The sequence below is a fragment of the Plantibacter sp. MPB07 genome (assembly GCF_046619465.1).
GTDB classification, from domain to species: Bacteria; Actinomycetota; Actinomycetes; order Actinomycetales; family Microbacteriaceae; genus Plantibacter; species Plantibacter auratus.
In genome coordinates this window covers 1,701,569-1,716,997 of sequence record NZ_CP177043.1, presented here as the reverse complement: position 1 = coordinate 1,716,997, position 15,429 = coordinate 1,701,569, and the positions used below count along the sequence as shown (strand labels likewise).

Sequence of the window (15,429 nt, the reverse complement as noted above, 5' to 3'; positions counted from 1 at the left end):
CGAGACGTAAGGACACCGGTCAGGCAGCGCGGCCGGCCGGTCACACCCGAGACGGAGCTATGAACGCACGCATTCTCGTCGTCGACGACGACACCGCACTCGCCGAGATGATCGGCATCGTGCTGCGCACCGAGGGCTTCGAGCCGTCGTTCTGCGCGGACGGGGGCGGCGCGCTCCAGGCGTTCCGCGACACCAAGCCCGACCTCGTCCTCCTCGACCTCATGCTCCCGGGGATCGACGGGATCGAGGTGTGCCGCCTGATCCGTCAGGAGTCCGGTGTCCCGGTCATCATGCTGACCGCGAAGTCCGACACCGCGGACGTGGTGAAGGGGCTCGAGTCCGGCGCCGACGACTACATGGTGAAGCCGTTCAACCCGAAGGAGCTCGTCGCCCGGATCCGCACGCGGCTGCGCGCGCCGGCCGCCGACCTCGCTGAGACCCTCCGCATCGGCGACCTCACCGTGGACGTCGCGGGCCACGAGGTCCGTCGCGCCGACGGGGTCATCGGGCTCACGCCGCTGGAGTTCGACCTCCTCCTCGCACTGGCGAGCAAACCCCAGCAGGTGTTCACCCGCGAGATGCTGCTCGAACAGGTCTGGGGATACCATTACAAGGCCGACACCCGACTCGTGAACGTCCACGTGCAGCGGCTCCGCGCGAAGGTCGAGGAAGACCCCGACAACCCGAAGATCGTCATGACGGTGCGTGGCGTCGGATACCGCGCCGGCGCGGTCACCGGCTGATCCGACATGGCCTCCCGACTCGCCGGCTGGGCGGCCGACTGGCGGCTGTGGCGGAGGTGGCCGCAGCAGGTGCGCTCGCAGTGGCGGCGCTCGCTGCAGTTCCGGACGGTCGCCATCACGGTCGGCCTCTCGGGACTCGCCATCCTCCTGACCGGTGCCTACCTCTCGTTCAGCATCGGCAACGATCTCTTCCAATCCCGACTGCAGCAGGCGCTCGGCGGCTCCGGTCGTGCCATCGCGTCCGCGCAGAGCATCCTCGACGCGTCCGACGCCAGCGAGCGCGTCGCCCTCCAGCAGCTCATGGGGACCGTCCGGACCGATCTCCAGACGACCTCCGGCAGCAGCCTCATCGCCGCCTACCGGGCGCCCGGGCAGGACCCCAGTCAGGTCACGCCTCCGGGCTTCGAGTCGCCGGGGCTGGGAGGGGGCGTCATCTCGGACGCGCTCAGCGAGGCGGTCCGGGCCGACCCGGACACCCTCCAGTGGCAGTCGGTGACCCTCACGGCCGCCGACGGCTCGACCACCGCCGGCATCGTCGTCGGTTCCATGGTGTCGATGCCGACCGCGGGGTCATACGAGATCTACCTGGGTTACGACCTGAGCGACTCGGAGCAGACGCTCGGTTTCGTCCAACGGACCCTCTTCCTCGCGGGCGTCGGCCTCATGATCCTCGTCGGTGGTGCCGCGTGGTTCATCGTCCGCTTCGTCGCGACACCGATCCGGTTCGCCGCCGAGACGAGTCAGCGTCTGGCCGGCGGCGACCTGGACGTGCGGATGCCCGAGAAGGGCGAGGACGAGCTCGCCATCCTCGCCCGCTCCTTCAACGGGATGGCCGCCAGCATGCAGAAGCAGATCAAGGAACTCGCGGACCTCTCGCTCGTGCAGCAGCGGTTCGTGTCGGACGTCTCACACGAGCTGCGCACACCTCTGACGACCATCCGCCTGGCCGGCGACGTGCTCTACGACCAGCGCGACTCCTTCCCACCGGCCACCGAGCGGACGGCCGAGCTCCTCCACGATCAGGTCGGGCGGTTCGAGATCCTGCTGGCCGATCTGCTGGAGATCAGCCGCTACGACGCCGGGAGCATCGAACTCGAACTGGAACCGACGAGTCTCGTCCATCTCGCGGAGGAGGTCGTGGAGGAGCTCCGACCGCTCGCGGAGCCGACCGGTTCGGACCTCCGGATCGTCGCACCGGGTGGCTACTCGGCGGTCCCGATGGACCCGCGGCGCATCCGGCGGATCGTGCGCAACCTCGTCGGCAACGCCATCGAGCACGGCGAGGGCAAACCGATCGTGGTGTCGGTGGATAGCAACGAGTCCTCGGTCGCGATCGCGGTACGCGACTACGGCCAGGGCATGACGCGTGAGGCCACCGAGCGCGTGTTCGACCGCTTCTGGCGCGCGGACCCGTCCCGCAAGCGCACCATCGGCGGCACCGGGCTCGGACTCGCGATCTCCCTCGAGGACGCGGTCCTGCACGAGGGGTGGCTGGAGGTCTGGTCGGAGCCCGCCGCCGGCTCGTCCTTCCGCCTCACCATCCCACGCGAACCCGGGACGGAGATCGTCCGCTCGCCCATCAGCCTGCCGCCCGACGATGCGATCGAGTCCATCGTCGACGAGCTCACCGCGCCGACGACCCGCTCACTCCCGACCGTGCGATCGGCGGACGACGACAAGGAGGATGCTCGTGGTTGACGTCCCCGCACGATCGCCGAGACGACGATCCGCAGTACGTCGGATCGCTGCGGCGGCGCTGCCGATGCTCCTCGTGGTGGTGCTCAGCGCCTGCGTGGGCATCCCGCGGGGCGGTTCCGTGCAGGACGGCGGAACGGTCGAGGGGGACGGCGGCGACGTCGACGTCAACTTCATCGCGCCGGGCCCCGCCGAGGGGGCGACGCCGGAGCAGATCCTCCGGGGCTTCATCGACGCCGCCGCGAGCCCGCAGAACAACTACGAGATCGCGCGCGAGTTCCTCGCACCCGCGCTCCGGTCCGACTGGGATCCCGACGCCGGAGTGACCATCGACCAGGGCGGCCGCACGTTCGCCCCGGTCGCCGACACGGTGCAACTCACCGTCAGCCCCGTCGCGGCGGTCGACGACCGGGGTGAGTACCGCGAATCGGGGAACTCGTCGCCACTGAGCTGGACCTACTCCTTCGAGCAGGTGCGGGGGGAGTGGCGGATCGCGGCCGCTCCGCCGGGCATCGTCCTCGAGTCATCGACCTTTGCCGACGTCTTCGCGGCCTACTCACTGAGCTACTTCGACCCGAGTTTCACCCGACTCGTCCCCGACCAGCGTTGGTTCCCCTCGCGGGCGTCGACCGCGACGAGGATCGTGGGGGCGCTGCTCGACGGACCGGCGGAGTGGCTGAAGGGCGCGGTGGCGACGGCGTTCCCCGAGGGGACCTCGCTCACGAGCGACGCCGTTCCGGTCGAGGCCGGGACCGCGCGCGTGGACCTGACCAAACCGGCCCTGCAAGCGGACGCGGTCACCCTCCAGCGGATGCAGCTCCAGCTGAGCAGCAGCCTCGTGCAGCTGTCCGGCAGCGTCGGCGGGGTGGCCGCCGTCTCGAACGTCGCGATCACCGTCGTCGGCAATTCCACGCAGACGGTCTCGCCGCTGTCGCTCGCCGCACCGCGGGTCGACCCCCGGGCACTCGTCCAGCGCGGGGACGAGTTCGGCTTCGCCTCGGGGAACCGGCTCGAGGCCGTGCCGGGGATCTCGACGGCGGTCGTGGCGGCCGGGGCCGACGCGGCCGTGTTGTCCGCCGACCATGACCAGGCCGCGGTCCGTTCCGCCGCCGGTGTCACGGTGATCCAGGCCGACGGCGACATCCGGCTCGTCGACAACCGCCCGGGACTCCTCCCGCCGACGATGGACCCGTTCGGCTTCACCTGGACCGTCCCCGCGGCGGCGCCGTCCGCACTGCTCGCGCACGACGCCGCGGGTGGCACGGTGCAGGTCGCGACGAGTTGGACCGGCGCGTCCACGATCGATTCGATCCAGGTGTCCCGGGAGGGTACGCGCCTCGTCGCGCTGCTCAGGGACGGGACGCAGTCGCGGCTCGTGGCCGCCGCGATCATCCGCGGTGACCGGAACGCGCCGTTGCGACTCGGCGACCCCGTCGAGCTCCGCGTCATGTCGACGGAGGCGACGACCGTCACCTGGGTCGACGACATCACCGTCGCCGTCCTGCTGGGTGGCGGTGACGCGACGGCGATCGTCACGCAGCAGATCGGCGGCCGCTCCGCGCCCGTGCCGAAGCTCGCGGACGTTACGAACCTGGTCGGGGGCAACGGACCGACGCAACTGCGGGCCCTCACGAGTGACGGTCGGCTGCTGTTGCCCCGTGGGTCGAGCTGGCAGGAGGCGGGCAGCGACGTCCGGTTCATCGCGACCCAGCTGGGGTCGCCCGACTGAGTGAACGCGCTCCACAGCGTGTTCGGAGTGCCGAAGCCGTCTGCGTCTCGGACGATGCGCCACCGGACGTGCCGCGTGGGCGCGACCATCGGATGATGCGATCCTCGTCGAGTCGAAGCACGCCCCTCGCTCATGCCCGCGAGGCCTGCCTGGACGCATGGGCCCTCGTGGTCCCGGTCACGTGCGCCGGATGCGGTGCGCCGGACCGCGGGCTGTGCGACGACTGCCGCGGGCGTCTGGTCCGACCGGCGGCCCCCGACGACGACGCCCTCCTCGTGCGGTGGAACGGTGCGGACGGTACCCCCGGTCTCGCCGCCCGTCGCTACGACGAGTTCGTCGGCGCCATCCTCCTCGCCTACAAGGAGGATGCCCGGACCGGCCTCGTCCGCCCGCTGGCCGCCGCACTCGAACCGGCGTTCCGGTCCGCCGTGCTCGAGGCGAGCCGGGCGATGGGCGGCGTCTCGCCGGAGATCGCGACGATCCCGGCCAGACGACGCGCCGCCCGCGATCGGGGCTTCCACCCGGTGGAGCAGCTCGTGCGCCGGCTCGGCGCCAGACCGTCGCGCCCGCTGCGATGGGCGCGGGAGCCCGCCGACCAGCGGGACTTCGGCCGGGCGGAGCGTCTCGAGAACCTCGCCGATGCCCTGGTCGCGCCACGGCGGCTCGACGGGCGCCGCTTCCTGCTCGTGGAGGACGTCGTCACGACGGGCGCCACCGTCGGGGAAGCGGTCCGGGCGATGCACGACGGCGGTGGCCTCGTCGTCGGTGTCGTGGCCCTCGCCAGGGTCGGACCGTGAACGGACGGCGGGTCACGAGGCCGGAAGATGAACGTTCCCTGAACACCGCTGATGACTTCCGCAGGCTCGGGCACTACGGTTGCAGAACGGCGTGAAAGGACCGCCCGGGACCGGGTGGTCAGCCGGATGAGGAGGTCGAACGTGGATATCAACATCGTCGGACTTGGACTCGGCATCACCGATCGGTTCCGCGAGTACGCGACCGAGAAGGCGGAGAAGGTCGCCCATCTGGTCGAGCAGGCGCAGTCGCTCGACATCAAGGTGTCCCGCCATCACGACGCCAACGGACGCAAGGGCGAGGACCGCGTCGAGCTGACGCTCGTCGGCCCCGGACCATTGGTCCGTGCGGAGTCGACCGGCTCCGACAAGTACGTGGCCTTCGATCTCGCGATCGCGCGGATGCTCGAGCGCGTCCGCCGCTCGAAGGACCGCAAGAAGGAGCACCGCGGCAAGCACCGCACCTCGCTGCACGCCGCCAGCAGCGAGGGGTTCAGCGGCGTCGACATCACTCCTGCCGCGCCGGAGCTGCTCGAGCAGGTCGCGACCGGCAGCGTCGCGACGCTGACCCACGAGGACGAGGAGCAGGAGGCGTACTCGCCCGTCGTCATCCGCACGAAGGAGTTCCCCGCGGAGTGGATGAGCGTCGAGGACGCCGTCGACCGCATGGAACTCGTCGGCCACGACTTCTTCCTGTTCATCGACGCCTCGTCGGAGCGGGCGAGCGTCGTGTACCGCCGCAAGGGCTGGGACTACGGCGTGATCAGCCTCGAGGACGGCTCGAACTAGCGTCCTGCACCCCGACCGACGCGGTCGCCCGGTTCGCCGGGCGGCCGCGTCGTGGCATGTCGGTGGCGACGTCGAAGACGGCGTCGTGTACCCGCAGGCGTGCCGAGGTCACCTCGAGCCAGTCGAGCTCGGCCAGGGAGCGTCGCCGTCTGGCTTCGAGCCCGATCCACGCGATGTCACCCTGCGGCGTCGGGGGGAGCGTCGACAGATCCTCGTCGAGCTGCTGCACGAGATCGAGCGCCCACGCGCGTTGGACGGCGATGACCCCGAACACGTCGACGCCGTCGAGTGACGCCGCGAGGGCGACCTTGTTCGGGAGTTCGTCCCGCGAAGCGCTGGCCGCGACGGGTGTCGCCCACCAGCGTTCGAGGACGTCGCGCCCGTCGGCGGTGATGCGGTAGAAGACATGCCCCTGCGCATCCACGGCGGCCCGCTCGACGAGCCTGTCCCGCTCGAGACGATCGAGGGTCGCATAGGCCTGGCCGACGTTGAGCGGTGTGTCGGGTGTCGTCCGCCGGTCGAACTCACCGCGCAGACGGTACCCGTAGTCGTCGCCGAGCGCGAGGATCGCGAGCAGACCGTGCTTGACCGACATCGAACCTCCATGAAATACCTACGCCGTAGGTGTCGCCAGCCTAGTGACCCGTCCGTCCCGCGCTGCGGCGGCGCTCCGTCGACATCCGTCCGCCCCTCGATACACAGCGTCCACTCAAGGGACTCCCCGCTAACATGTTCAGAGGACTGCCCCGTTCTGGTGCACCCCGTCCGTCCCGGTCAGTCGACCAGGACGGAGAACAGGAACACGTAATGGAGAGCAATTCGTGGCCTCACCACTTGAGAAGATCCTTCGCGTCGGCGAAGGTCGCATCCTCCGGAAGCTGACCAGCCTCACGAAGGCGGTCAATGCCCTCGAGGACGACTTCACGGAGTTGAGCGACGAGGAGCTGAAGAGCGAGACCGTCGAGCTGCGCGAGCGCTTCGAGAACGGCGAGACCCTCGACGACCTCCTCCCCGAAGCCTTCGCCGCGGTGCGCGAAGCTGCACGCCGCACGATCGGCATGCGCCACTTCGACGTCCAGATCATGGGTGGCGCCGCGCTGCACCTCGGCAACATCGCCGAGATGAAGACCGGTGAGGGCAAGACGCTCGTCGCGACCCTCCCGGCCTACCTCAACGCCATCGCCGGCAAGGGCGTGCACATCGTCACGGTGAACGACTACCTCGCGTCCTACCAGTCGGAGATCATGGGGCGCGTCTTCCGCGCGCTCGGCATGACGACCGGCGTGATCGTCGAGGGTCAGACGCCGGAGCAGCGCCGCGAGCAGTATGCGGCCGACATCACCTACGGCACGAACAACCAGTTCGGGTTCGACTACCTCCGCGACAACATGGCGTGGCAGGCCAAGGACATGGTCCAGCGCGGTCACTTCTTCGCCGTGGTCGACGAGGTCGACTCCATCCTCATCGACGAGGCACGGACCCCGCTCATCATCTCCGGGAAGGCCTCCGGCGAGGCGAACCGCTGGTTCCAGGAGTTCGCCCGGCTCGCGGTGCGACTCGAGCCCGGTGAGGACTTCGAGGTCGACGAGAAGAAGCGCACCGTCGGCGTGCTCGAGCCCGGCATCGAGAAGGTCGAGGACTACCTCGGCATCGACAACCTCTACGAGTCCGCCAACACCCCGCTCATCTCCTTCCTGAACAACGCGATCAAGGCCCGCGCGCTCTTCAAGAAGGACAAGGACTACGTCGTGATGAACGGCGAGGTGCTCATCGTCGACGAGCACACCGGTCGCATCCTGGTCGGACGTCGCTACAACGAGGGCATCCACCAGGCGATCGAGGCCAAGGAGGGCGTGGCCGTCCAGGCCGAGAACCAGACCCTCGCGACCGTGACGCTCCAGAACTACTTCCGTCTCTACGAGAAGCTGTCCGGCATGACCGGTACGGCTGAGACCGAGGCGGCGGAGTTCATGTCGACGTACAAGCTCGGCGTCGTCCCGATCCCGACCAACCGCCCGATGCAGCGCATCGACCAGTCGGACCTCGTGTACAAGAACGAGGAGGCGAAGTTCGCGCAGGTCGTCGAGGACATCGTCGAGCGCCACGAGCAGGGCCAGCCGGTCCTCGTCGGCACGACGAGCGTCGAGAAGAGCGAGTACCTGTCGAGGCTCCTCGCCAAGAAGGGCGTCAAGCACGAGGTCCTCAACGCGAAGAACCACGCGCGTGAGGCCGCGATCATCGCCCAGGCCGGTCGACTCGGCTCGGTCACCGTCGCCACCAACATGGCCGGTCGTGGAACCGACATCATGCTCGGCGGCAACGCCGAGTTCCTCGCCGTCGCGGAGATGAACGCCAAGGGTCTCAGCCCGATCGACACCCCCGAGGAGTACGAGGCCGCGTGGGACGAGGTCTTCACCGAGGTGAAGGCCGCGGTCAAGGAGGAGGCCGACAAGGTCATCGACGCCGGCGGACTCTACGTCCTCGGTACCGAGCGCCACGAGTCGCGCCGCATCGACAACCAGCTGCGCGGTCGCTCCGGCCGTCAGGGCGACCCCGGCGAGAGCCGGTTCTACCTGTCCCTCACCGACGACCTCATGCGCCTCTTCAACGCCGGAGCCGCGGAGAGCCTCATGGGGCGCCAGAACGTGCCGGACGACCTCGCGATCGAGTCGAAGATCGTCAGCCGCGCGATCCGCAGCGCCCAGTCGCAGGTCGAGGCGCGGAACGCGGAGATCCGCAAGAACGTGCTCAAGTACGACGACGTCCTCAACCGGCAGCGCGAGGCGATCTACTCCGACCGCCGCCACATCCTCGAGGGCGACGACCTCCACGATCGCGCACAGCAGTTCCTGGAGAGCGTCGTCGACGACGTCCTCGACGAGCACACCGGCGAGGGCAACGGCGACGACTGGGACTTCGACGCACTCTGGGCCGAACTGAAGACGCTCTACCCCGTCGGCCTGACGATCGACGAGGTCGTCCAGGAGGCGGGGACGAAGGGGCGGATCAACCGCGACTTCATGCGGCGCGAGATCCTCTCCGATGCCAAGCTCGCGTACACCAACCGCGAGGAGTCGCTCGGTGCCCCGGCGATGCGCGAACTCGAGCGCCGCGTCGTCCTCCAGGTGATCGACCGCCGCTGGCGCGACCACCTGTACGAGATGGACTACCTGAAGGACGGCATCGGTCTGCGGGCCATGGCGCAGCGCGACCCGCTGGTCGAGTACCAGCGCGAGGGCTACGCGATGTTCCAGCAGATGATGGGGCAGATCCGCGAGGAGAGCGTCGGCTTCCTCTTCAACCTCGAGGTCGAGGTCGCCGGCGAGGTCGATGCGGGCACCGCTGCACCGGCGATCACGGCCAAGGGCCTGACGCAGGAGACCCCCGACACCGAGAAGCTCAGTTACTCCGCTCCGAGCGAGCAGGGTGGGGTCGAGGTCCGCAACCAGCGCGGGCAGATCGAGAAGGCGGCCACCGAACGCGCACAGCGGCTCCAGCAGACGAACCGTCCCGCCGGCGATGCGGCTCCGGCGACGAAGGCCGCCCCGGCCGCGAAGGCGTCGCGTGGGGCCTTCGGTCAGCAGTCCGAGGCGCCTGCGGCTGCTCCGAGCAACCGTTCGGACCGTCGCAAGCAGGGCAAGAAGAAGTAGGCCCACGCCGGCGCGAACGGGAGCCCTCCGGACCATGGTGACATCGGTCCGGAGGGCTCCCGTCTGTCGGTTGCGGGCGGATGTGCAGCGGCGGTCAGAGCACGCTCACCGAGGTCGCCCGCCAGCGGCCGTCCAAGCCCTCCAGTCGGATGGCCACGGCTCGGGACCGCGCTCGTCCGTGGACGATGACCACGGACTCGACGACGCCGTCGCGTGGCTCGGAGACGGTCACGGTGCCGATGGAGACGGCCGGCACGGTGCCCGGGACGCCGCGGACGCGTCGTGCCCGTTCGGCGAGGATCACGCGCTTCAGCAGGACGGTGTGCACGTCGGCGGTGATCCACCGCGCGAGCTGTGTGAGGTCGCGGGCTCCGGCGATCACTTCGATCACGCTCCGCGTGAGGTTCTCGAGCAGTGGTCGCGGATCAGGGAGTTCGGCTCGGGGCGCCGGCTGCGGCGCGAAGTAGTCGTCAGCGCCGGTGCGCGCCGCCGCCCGCATCTCCGGCGTGCGTCGCTCGGGGAGCGGAGGCGCCGGCCGGAGGCGAGCCGTGCGTGCTTCGGGCTCGTCGTCGTCGTGCCGGGCAACGGTGCTCATGGGGCCTCCGAGGGGTGAGCGGCCGCCACGAGTCGGGCGACCAGAATCTGACATGTCACACTCATCATGTCAGTTCCCGGGTGTCCAGGACCAGGGGTCTGTGGAGAACGCAGGACGTCGCCGCCCTCTGCGCACTACCGTCGGCGTATGCGTTGGGACAGCCTGTTCGACGATCTCGCCGGTCAGCTCGACGACGAGCTCGCCGTCGACGACGACGCCGTCCGCATCGAGGCCGAGCGGCTTCGGCGTGGGCGTCTCATGCTCCGCGAGCGGCTGGTCGCCCTCTGCGGCGACGCCGACGCACCAGGCCCGCTCGTCGTCGAACTCGTCGACGGGACGACCTGGCGGCTGCGGGTCCGGAGCATCGGGAAGGACTGGTTGCAGGCCGATTCCGGTACCCCGGGCGGCCGAGAGGTGGTCGTCCCGCTCGATGCGATCGCGGCGATCGCCATGACGCAGACGCAGATCGATTGGAGTCTCGACGACGTCGCGGTCCGCGAACCGCGACTGCTCGACCGCCTCACCGTCTCGTTCCTGCTCCGTGATCTGTGCCGACGCCGTGCAGCAGTGATCGTGCGGACCCGGTCGGGGAGCTGGACGGGCACGGTCGACCGGGTGGGCCGCGACCATCTGGATCTGGCAGTCCACGAGCCAGGGTCGCCGCGCCGCAGCCGGAGCATCGAGCAGATCCGCGTCATCGTGCTCGCTGAGGTCGTCGTCGTCGAGCGTGCCGCCTGAGGCGGCGCGTCGGACGCTTGCCGGAACCGGGGCTCAGCCGAGGGGCGGCACGGGCCGGAGCATCGGGGCGCCGGTGAACTCGGCGAGTTCGGTGAGCTGGGCCTGGTGCCAGAGGCCTGCACGACGTGCCTCCTCGTACTGACCGCTGATGAAGGCTTCGAGTGCCGGGAACTCGATGCGCCACGGTCCGCTGCGCCCGATCCGGATGGCGGGCAGTTCACCGCTCGAGATGAGCTCGGCCACGTGCTGGGCCGAGACGTTCAAGACCTCGGCCGTATCGGCGACGGTGAGGAAGCGACCGAGCGGGGCCGCATCGCGCTGCGATTCCATTCCTCGATTATCCTCTCGCGCGGGCGGCGTCCGCCGGGCTGTGGATAACTTCGGCGCGATGTCCGGAGCCCGGGCAGCATGGGACCGGAGGCGGCGCACGGGGTGCCCATGAAGGAGGAGACGGTGCGGGGAAGCGAGCGGGGACACGGATCGGAGTCGGGAGGAGCGCGAATCGACGGGGAGCGGATGACCGACCGTCTCGCCGGACTGCGTCATGGTGTCGGCGGACGGCAGGTGTCCCGGTCGCGCATCTGGGTGGACCCACGCTTCCTGGTGGGCCTCATGCTGGTGGTCGCGTCGATCCTGGGAGTGTGGTGGCTCGTCACGACCTCGAGTCGGACGACCCCGGTGTATGCGGCGTCCGAGACGCTGACGCCCGGAACGCGGCTCGACCGCTCCTCACTCCAGGTGATCGACGCGCGTCTGGGGTCGGTCGAGGGCGGGTACCTCGGAGCTGGAGCGGCACCGCCGCCGGGGATCGTCGTCACGCGGACGATCGCAGCGGGGGAGCTCGTGCCGCTCGACGCGCTCGGCGAGGCGAGCGCCGTCGGCGTGACCACGCTCGTCGTCGAACCGGCCGGACGGCTCGGCGCCGACATCGTGCCGGGGACCGTCGTCGACCTCTGGGCGGCCGCGCCGGACGGCGACGGGTACGGTGTCCCGGAGGTGCTGGTCTCGGCCGCGACCGTCGTCCGGGTCGGCGAGGACGAAGGGCTCCTGTCGGGCGGTGGTTCGGTCGCCCTCGAGCTCGCGGTCCCGCGCTCCGCCGTCGCGACGGTGCTCTCGGCGACGGCGGCGGCGCACCTGCTGTCCGTGGTCCCCACCGAGCCCGGCGAACGCTGATGCTGCGCGTCGGACTCGCCCTCGATCCACGGGTCGAGGGTGAGATCCTCGCGACGATGCTCGACCTCGGACACCGCGTCGCCTGGCGCTGTCACGACGGCGCCGAACTCGAGGAGCGCGTCGGCGCCGGTACGCCCGTCGACGTGCTGCTCGTGTCACCCGGGACCGACCGCCTGCGCGCCGAACTCATCGACCTCGCGGACCGCGTGGGCACGAGGGTCGTGGCGCTCGCGTCCGGCGAGTCCGAACGGCGCCATGCGGCTGGGCTCGGTCTCGTCGACATCGTCCTCCTGCCGGTCGATCCCGAGGAGCTCGATCGGAGCATCGCGCCGCTCGACCTCGCCGGCGACGGCCCTCGTCCGGTCGCCCAGGCCGCAGGGCGGGTCATCGCCGTGTGGGGTGCGGCCGGGTCGCCCGGCACGACCACCGTCGCCGCAGGCATCGCCAGTGAGCTCGCTGCGCGCGGCCGCCGGGTCGTCCTCATCGATGCGGACACCTACGGGTCATCCGTCGCGGCCATGCTCGGCCTCCTCGACGAGGCACCCGGGTTCGCCGCGGCCTGCCGACTGGCCGGAAGTGGGGCGCTCGACATCGAGCAGCTCGAGCGGATCGCGGTCGTCCATCCGTCGCCGTCCGGCGCGTTCCGGGTCCTGACCGGCATCTCGCGCGCGGCACGCTGGACGGAACTGTCGACGGAACGCGTCGCGACGACCATCGAACGGTGCCGGGCGTGGATGGACGACATCGTGATCGACACGGCGTTCTGCCTGGAGGCGGACGAGGAGATCTCGAGCGACCTGTTCGCGCCCAGACGGAACGGCGCGGCGTTCGCCGTCCTCGGGTCCGCAGACCGGGTGGTCGAGGTCGGTGCGGCAGACCCGGTCGGGGTCACGAGGTTGCTCCGCGGCCACGCGGAACTCGTCGAACTCGTCGACCCGTCGCGCATCTCGGTGGTGGTGAACCGGCTGCGTGGCGTCGCGCTCGGTACCGGCCCGGCCGGTCAATTGGCGTCCACGCTCTCCCGCTTCGGCGGGATCGAGGCGGCCGCGCTCCTGCCGGAGGACCAGCGGGTGGTGGACGCCGCGGTGATCGCGGGGAGGAGCTTCCGCGACCAGGCCCCGCGCGGGGCGCTGCCCGTCGCGTTGCGGCGGTTCGTGTCCACCCTCCTCGACCAGGAGCCGGCGCCGGTGCGCGACCGCTCGCGGCGCTCGGCGGGTGGAGCACGCGGGCGTCGTGCGCGGAGTCGGTCACGCCGAGCGGAATAGTCTCGACAGATTCACTCAATACAATTGGGTGATCAACCGAATATGCATTGGCTCGCCGATATATGCATCTGCATTCTTCTCCGAAGCATCGCTATCCGTTGGGTGATGAATTACTTCGGTATCGTGTCGGTATTCAAATTCGCTTGATGGTGTTCGATATGATCGGATAACCGTCGGACCCACCACGGATATCTTCAGGAGGACCCCCCATGGCTCAGAAAGTCATCACCACATACATCGACGATCTCGACGGCAGCGAACTCGCTTCCGGTGCAGGAGAGACCGTCCGGTTCGCGATCGACGGAACCGAATACGAGATCGATCTCGGGGCAGACAATGCGAAGAACCTCCGCGAGTCGCTGAAGCCTTATATCGGAGCCGGACGCCCGGTCAAGCGTGGGCGCCGCACCTCGAGCACCAGCACCCGCAACAGCGCCGAGAACCTCGCCGCGATCCGCGAGTGGGCCGCGAAGAACGGGCACGCCGTGTCGTCGCGCGGACGCATCCCTCAGGCGGTCCAGGACGCCTACCGCGCAGCCAACTGACATCACGTCCGGCGACGGCGCTCAGCGGCCCCCCACGCGCCGCTGAGCGCCGTCGCCGTTCCACGCCTGCCTGACAGTGGTCGTCAGGGCACGCTCGGCGCACTCGGTGTCGGCCGGCCGAGCCTAGACTGGAATCGTGTCGACGCTCAGTGATCTCGTTCTCGCCCAGGGCCGCTCCAGTGCGGCCGACGTGGAGTGGCTGCACATGCTGCTCGCGGACAGCCAACTCCTCGCGGATCTGGCGTTCGCCGATATCGTCATCTGGGTACCGACCGATTCCGGCAGTTTCATAGCGGTCGCGCATTCGCGTCCGTCGAGTGCCGCGACACTCTTCTATCGCGACTTCGTCGGGCAATCCATCAAGCAGGAATGGCGCAAGCAGGTCACCGACTGTTTCGAGAGTGGACGGATCATCGAGTCGTCCGCACCGGACTGGTACGAGGAGACCCCGACCAGGGTTCGTGCCGTACCCGTCGCCCGGCGGATATCTCCGACCGAGACGACCAATGCCGACGGACCGATCGCGGTCATCACCCGCCACACCAATCTCGGTGAGGCTCGGACGCCCAGCCGCCAGGAACTCACGTTCAACGACTGCGCGAGCGACCTGTTCGAGATGATCGCGGTCGGCGACTTCCCGGATCTCGGAGCGCCGACCGGACCGCGCCGGGGCGCGCCGCGCGCGAGCGACGGCCTGATCCGTCTCGATGTCGACGGCACCGTCACCTTCGCGAGCCCCAACGCGCTCTCGGCCTTCAACCGGATCGGATTCGCCGAGGAACTCGAGGGCGAGTCGCTCGCGGACGTCACGACCCATCTGCTCTCCGGGACGGGGACCGTCACCGTCGACGAGTCCCTGCCACTCGTCGTCACCGGTCGGGCGCCGTGGCGGACCGACATCGAGGACAAGGGCGTGACGGTCTCCCTCCGGGCGATCCCGTTGCGGAGCCGCGGCGAGCGGGTCGGCGCGATCGTGCTCTGCCGCGACGTCAGCGAACTGCGTCACCAGGAGCAGGAACTCATCACCAAGGACGCGACGATCCGCGAGATCCACCACCGGGTGAAGAACAACCTCCAGACCGTCGCATCGCTCCTGCGGATCCAGGCCAGGCGGACGCACTCGGAGGACGCCCACGACGCCCTCACGCAGGCCATGCGGCGCGTGGCCGCCATCGCGGTCGTGCACGACACGCTGTCCGAGGGGCTCAATCAGAACGTCGACTTCGACGAGGTCTTCGAGCGCGTGCTCCTGCTCATCGCCGAAGTGGCGAGCTCGCACAACACGACGGTCCGCCCGAAGTCCTCCGGCTCGTTCGGCGTGCTCCCGAGCGAGTACGCGACGCCACTCGCCCTCGCGCTCACCGAACTCGTGACCAATGCGGTGGAGCACGGACTCAACGGCCGCGACGGCGACGTGGAGATCACGGCCGATCGCACGGACGAGCTGCTGAGCGTGCAGGTCCGCGACAACGGCGTGGGGCTCCCGGAGGGGAAGGTCGGGTCCGGTCTCGGCACCCAGATCGTGCGGACGCTCATCCAGGGTGAACTGGGCGGGACCATCGACTGGCACACGCTCATGGGGAGCGGAACCGAGGTCACGATCGCGATCCCGATGCGCTGGGTCGCCAAGAGCTGAGGTCCTGGTCCGTCACGAACGGCCGCAGACGTGCGAGAACCCCGGGGCCGTTCGGCACCCGGGGTTCTCGTCTGCGA

The 15,429-nt window shown here is 69.6% G+C and carries 14 protein-coding genes; 11 read left to right on the top strand and 3 right to left on the bottom strand.

Annotated features, from left to right (window positions below; all coding sequences use genetic code 11):
- The first annotated feature begins 59 nt into the window (after positions 1-59).
- The 5 genes from mtrA (at position 60) to hpf (ending at position 5,750) form a co-directional block, all read left to right on the top strand.
- Complete coding sequence (gene mtrA, locus ACLIME_RS08030) at positions 60-743, top strand: MtrAB system response regulator MtrA (RefSeq protein ID WP_064295232.1); 684 nt, start codon at positions 60-62, stop codon at positions 741-743.
- A 6-nt stretch (positions 744-749) separates the two neighbouring features.
- Positions 750-2,441, top strand: coding sequence for an MtrAB system histidine kinase MtrB (gene mtrB / locus ACLIME_RS08025; RefSeq protein WP_079707256.1), 1,692 nt, complete (start codon positions 750-752; stop codon positions 2,439-2,441).
- Positions 2,434-4,167, top strand: coding sequence for an LpqB family beta-propeller domain-containing protein (locus ACLIME_RS08020; RefSeq protein ID WP_411558599.1), 1,734 nt, complete (start codon positions 2,434-2,436; stop codon positions 4,165-4,167). The genes mtrB and ACLIME_RS08020 overlap by 8 nt, the downstream gene beginning before the upstream one ends.
- 95 nt (positions 4,168-4,262) lie before the next feature.
- Positions 4,263-4,964, top strand: a complete 702-nt coding sequence (locus tag ACLIME_RS08015; protein WP_164486962.1) for a ComF family protein — start codon at positions 4,263-4,265, stop codon at positions 4,962-4,964.
- 141 nt (positions 4,965-5,105) lie between these two features.
- Complete coding sequence (gene hpf, locus ACLIME_RS08010; protein ID WP_064295235.1) at positions 5,106-5,750, top strand: ribosome hibernation-promoting factor, HPF/YfiA family; 645 nt, start codon at positions 5,106-5,108, stop codon at positions 5,748-5,750.
- Here hpf and ACLIME_RS08005 read toward each other — a convergent pair.
- Entirely contained in the window at positions 5,725-6,345 is a 621-nt protein-coding gene (locus ACLIME_RS08005) for a PadR family transcriptional regulator (RefSeq protein WP_124769637.1), read from the bottom strand. The two genes, hpf and ACLIME_RS08005, sit on opposite strands and share 26 nt — an antisense overlap.
- A 226-nt stretch (positions 6,346-6,571) precedes the next feature.
- Here ACLIME_RS08005 and secA point away from each other — a divergent pair, with 226 nt between their 5' ends.
- Complete coding sequence (gene secA / locus ACLIME_RS08000) at positions 6,572-9,400, top strand: preprotein translocase subunit SecA (RefSeq protein ID WP_079707252.1); 2,829 nt, start codon at positions 6,572-6,574, stop codon at positions 9,398-9,400.
- Positions 9,401-9,494: 94 nt separating this feature from the next.
- Here secA and ACLIME_RS07995 read toward each other — a convergent pair whose 3' ends face one another.
- Entirely contained in the window at positions 9,495-9,995 is a 501-nt protein-coding gene (locus ACLIME_RS07995) for an Rv3235 family protein (protein WP_411558598.1), read from the bottom strand.
- Between the two features lie 147 nt (positions 9,996-10,142).
- Between ACLIME_RS07995 and ACLIME_RS07990 the strand changes: the two genes are divergently transcribed.
- On the top strand, positions 10,143-10,733 hold the full coding sequence (locus ACLIME_RS07990) for a hypothetical protein (RefSeq protein ID WP_411558597.1): 591 nt from the start codon (positions 10,143-10,145) through the stop codon (positions 10,731-10,733).
- Between the two features lie 33 nt (positions 10,734-10,766).
- On the opposite strand, the gene ACLIME_RS07985 is transcribed toward ACLIME_RS07990, so the two are convergent.
- On the bottom strand, positions 10,767-11,063 hold the full coding sequence (locus tag ACLIME_RS07985; protein ID WP_079707250.1) for a helix-turn-helix domain-containing protein: 297 nt from the start codon (positions 11,061-11,063) through the stop codon (positions 10,767-10,769).
- 186 nt (positions 11,064-11,249) lie between these two features.
- Here ACLIME_RS07985 and ACLIME_RS07980 point away from each other — a divergent pair, with 186 nt between their 5' ends.
- The 4 genes from ACLIME_RS07980 (at position 11,250) to ACLIME_RS07965 (ending at position 15,352) form a co-directional block, all read left to right on the top strand.
- Positions 11,250-11,906: a hypothetical protein gene (locus ACLIME_RS07980; RefSeq protein ID WP_411558596.1), complete on the top strand. Its 657-nt coding sequence runs from the start codon at positions 11,250-11,252 to the stop codon at positions 11,904-11,906.
- The gene (locus ACLIME_RS07975; protein WP_411558595.1) at positions 11,906-13,171 is read left to right on the top strand and encodes a CpaE family protein; all 1,266 of its coding nucleotides are present in this window, start codon (positions 11,906-11,908) and stop codon (positions 13,169-13,171) included. The genes ACLIME_RS07980 and ACLIME_RS07975 overlap by 1 nt, the downstream gene beginning before the upstream one ends.
- 209 nt (positions 13,172-13,380) lie before the next feature.
- The gene (locus ACLIME_RS07970; protein ID WP_085513359.1) at positions 13,381-13,716 is read left to right on the top strand and encodes a histone-like nucleoid-structuring protein Lsr2; all 336 of its coding nucleotides are present in this window, start codon (positions 13,381-13,383) and stop codon (positions 13,714-13,716) included.
- 136 nt (positions 13,717-13,852) lie between these two features.
- Positions 13,853-15,352 (top strand): sensor histidine kinase, encoded by a 1,500-nt coding sequence (locus tag ACLIME_RS07965; RefSeq protein ID WP_079002802.1) that lies wholly within the window; start codon positions 13,853-13,855, stop codon positions 15,350-15,352.
- Positions 15,353-15,429: the final 77 nt, after the last annotated feature.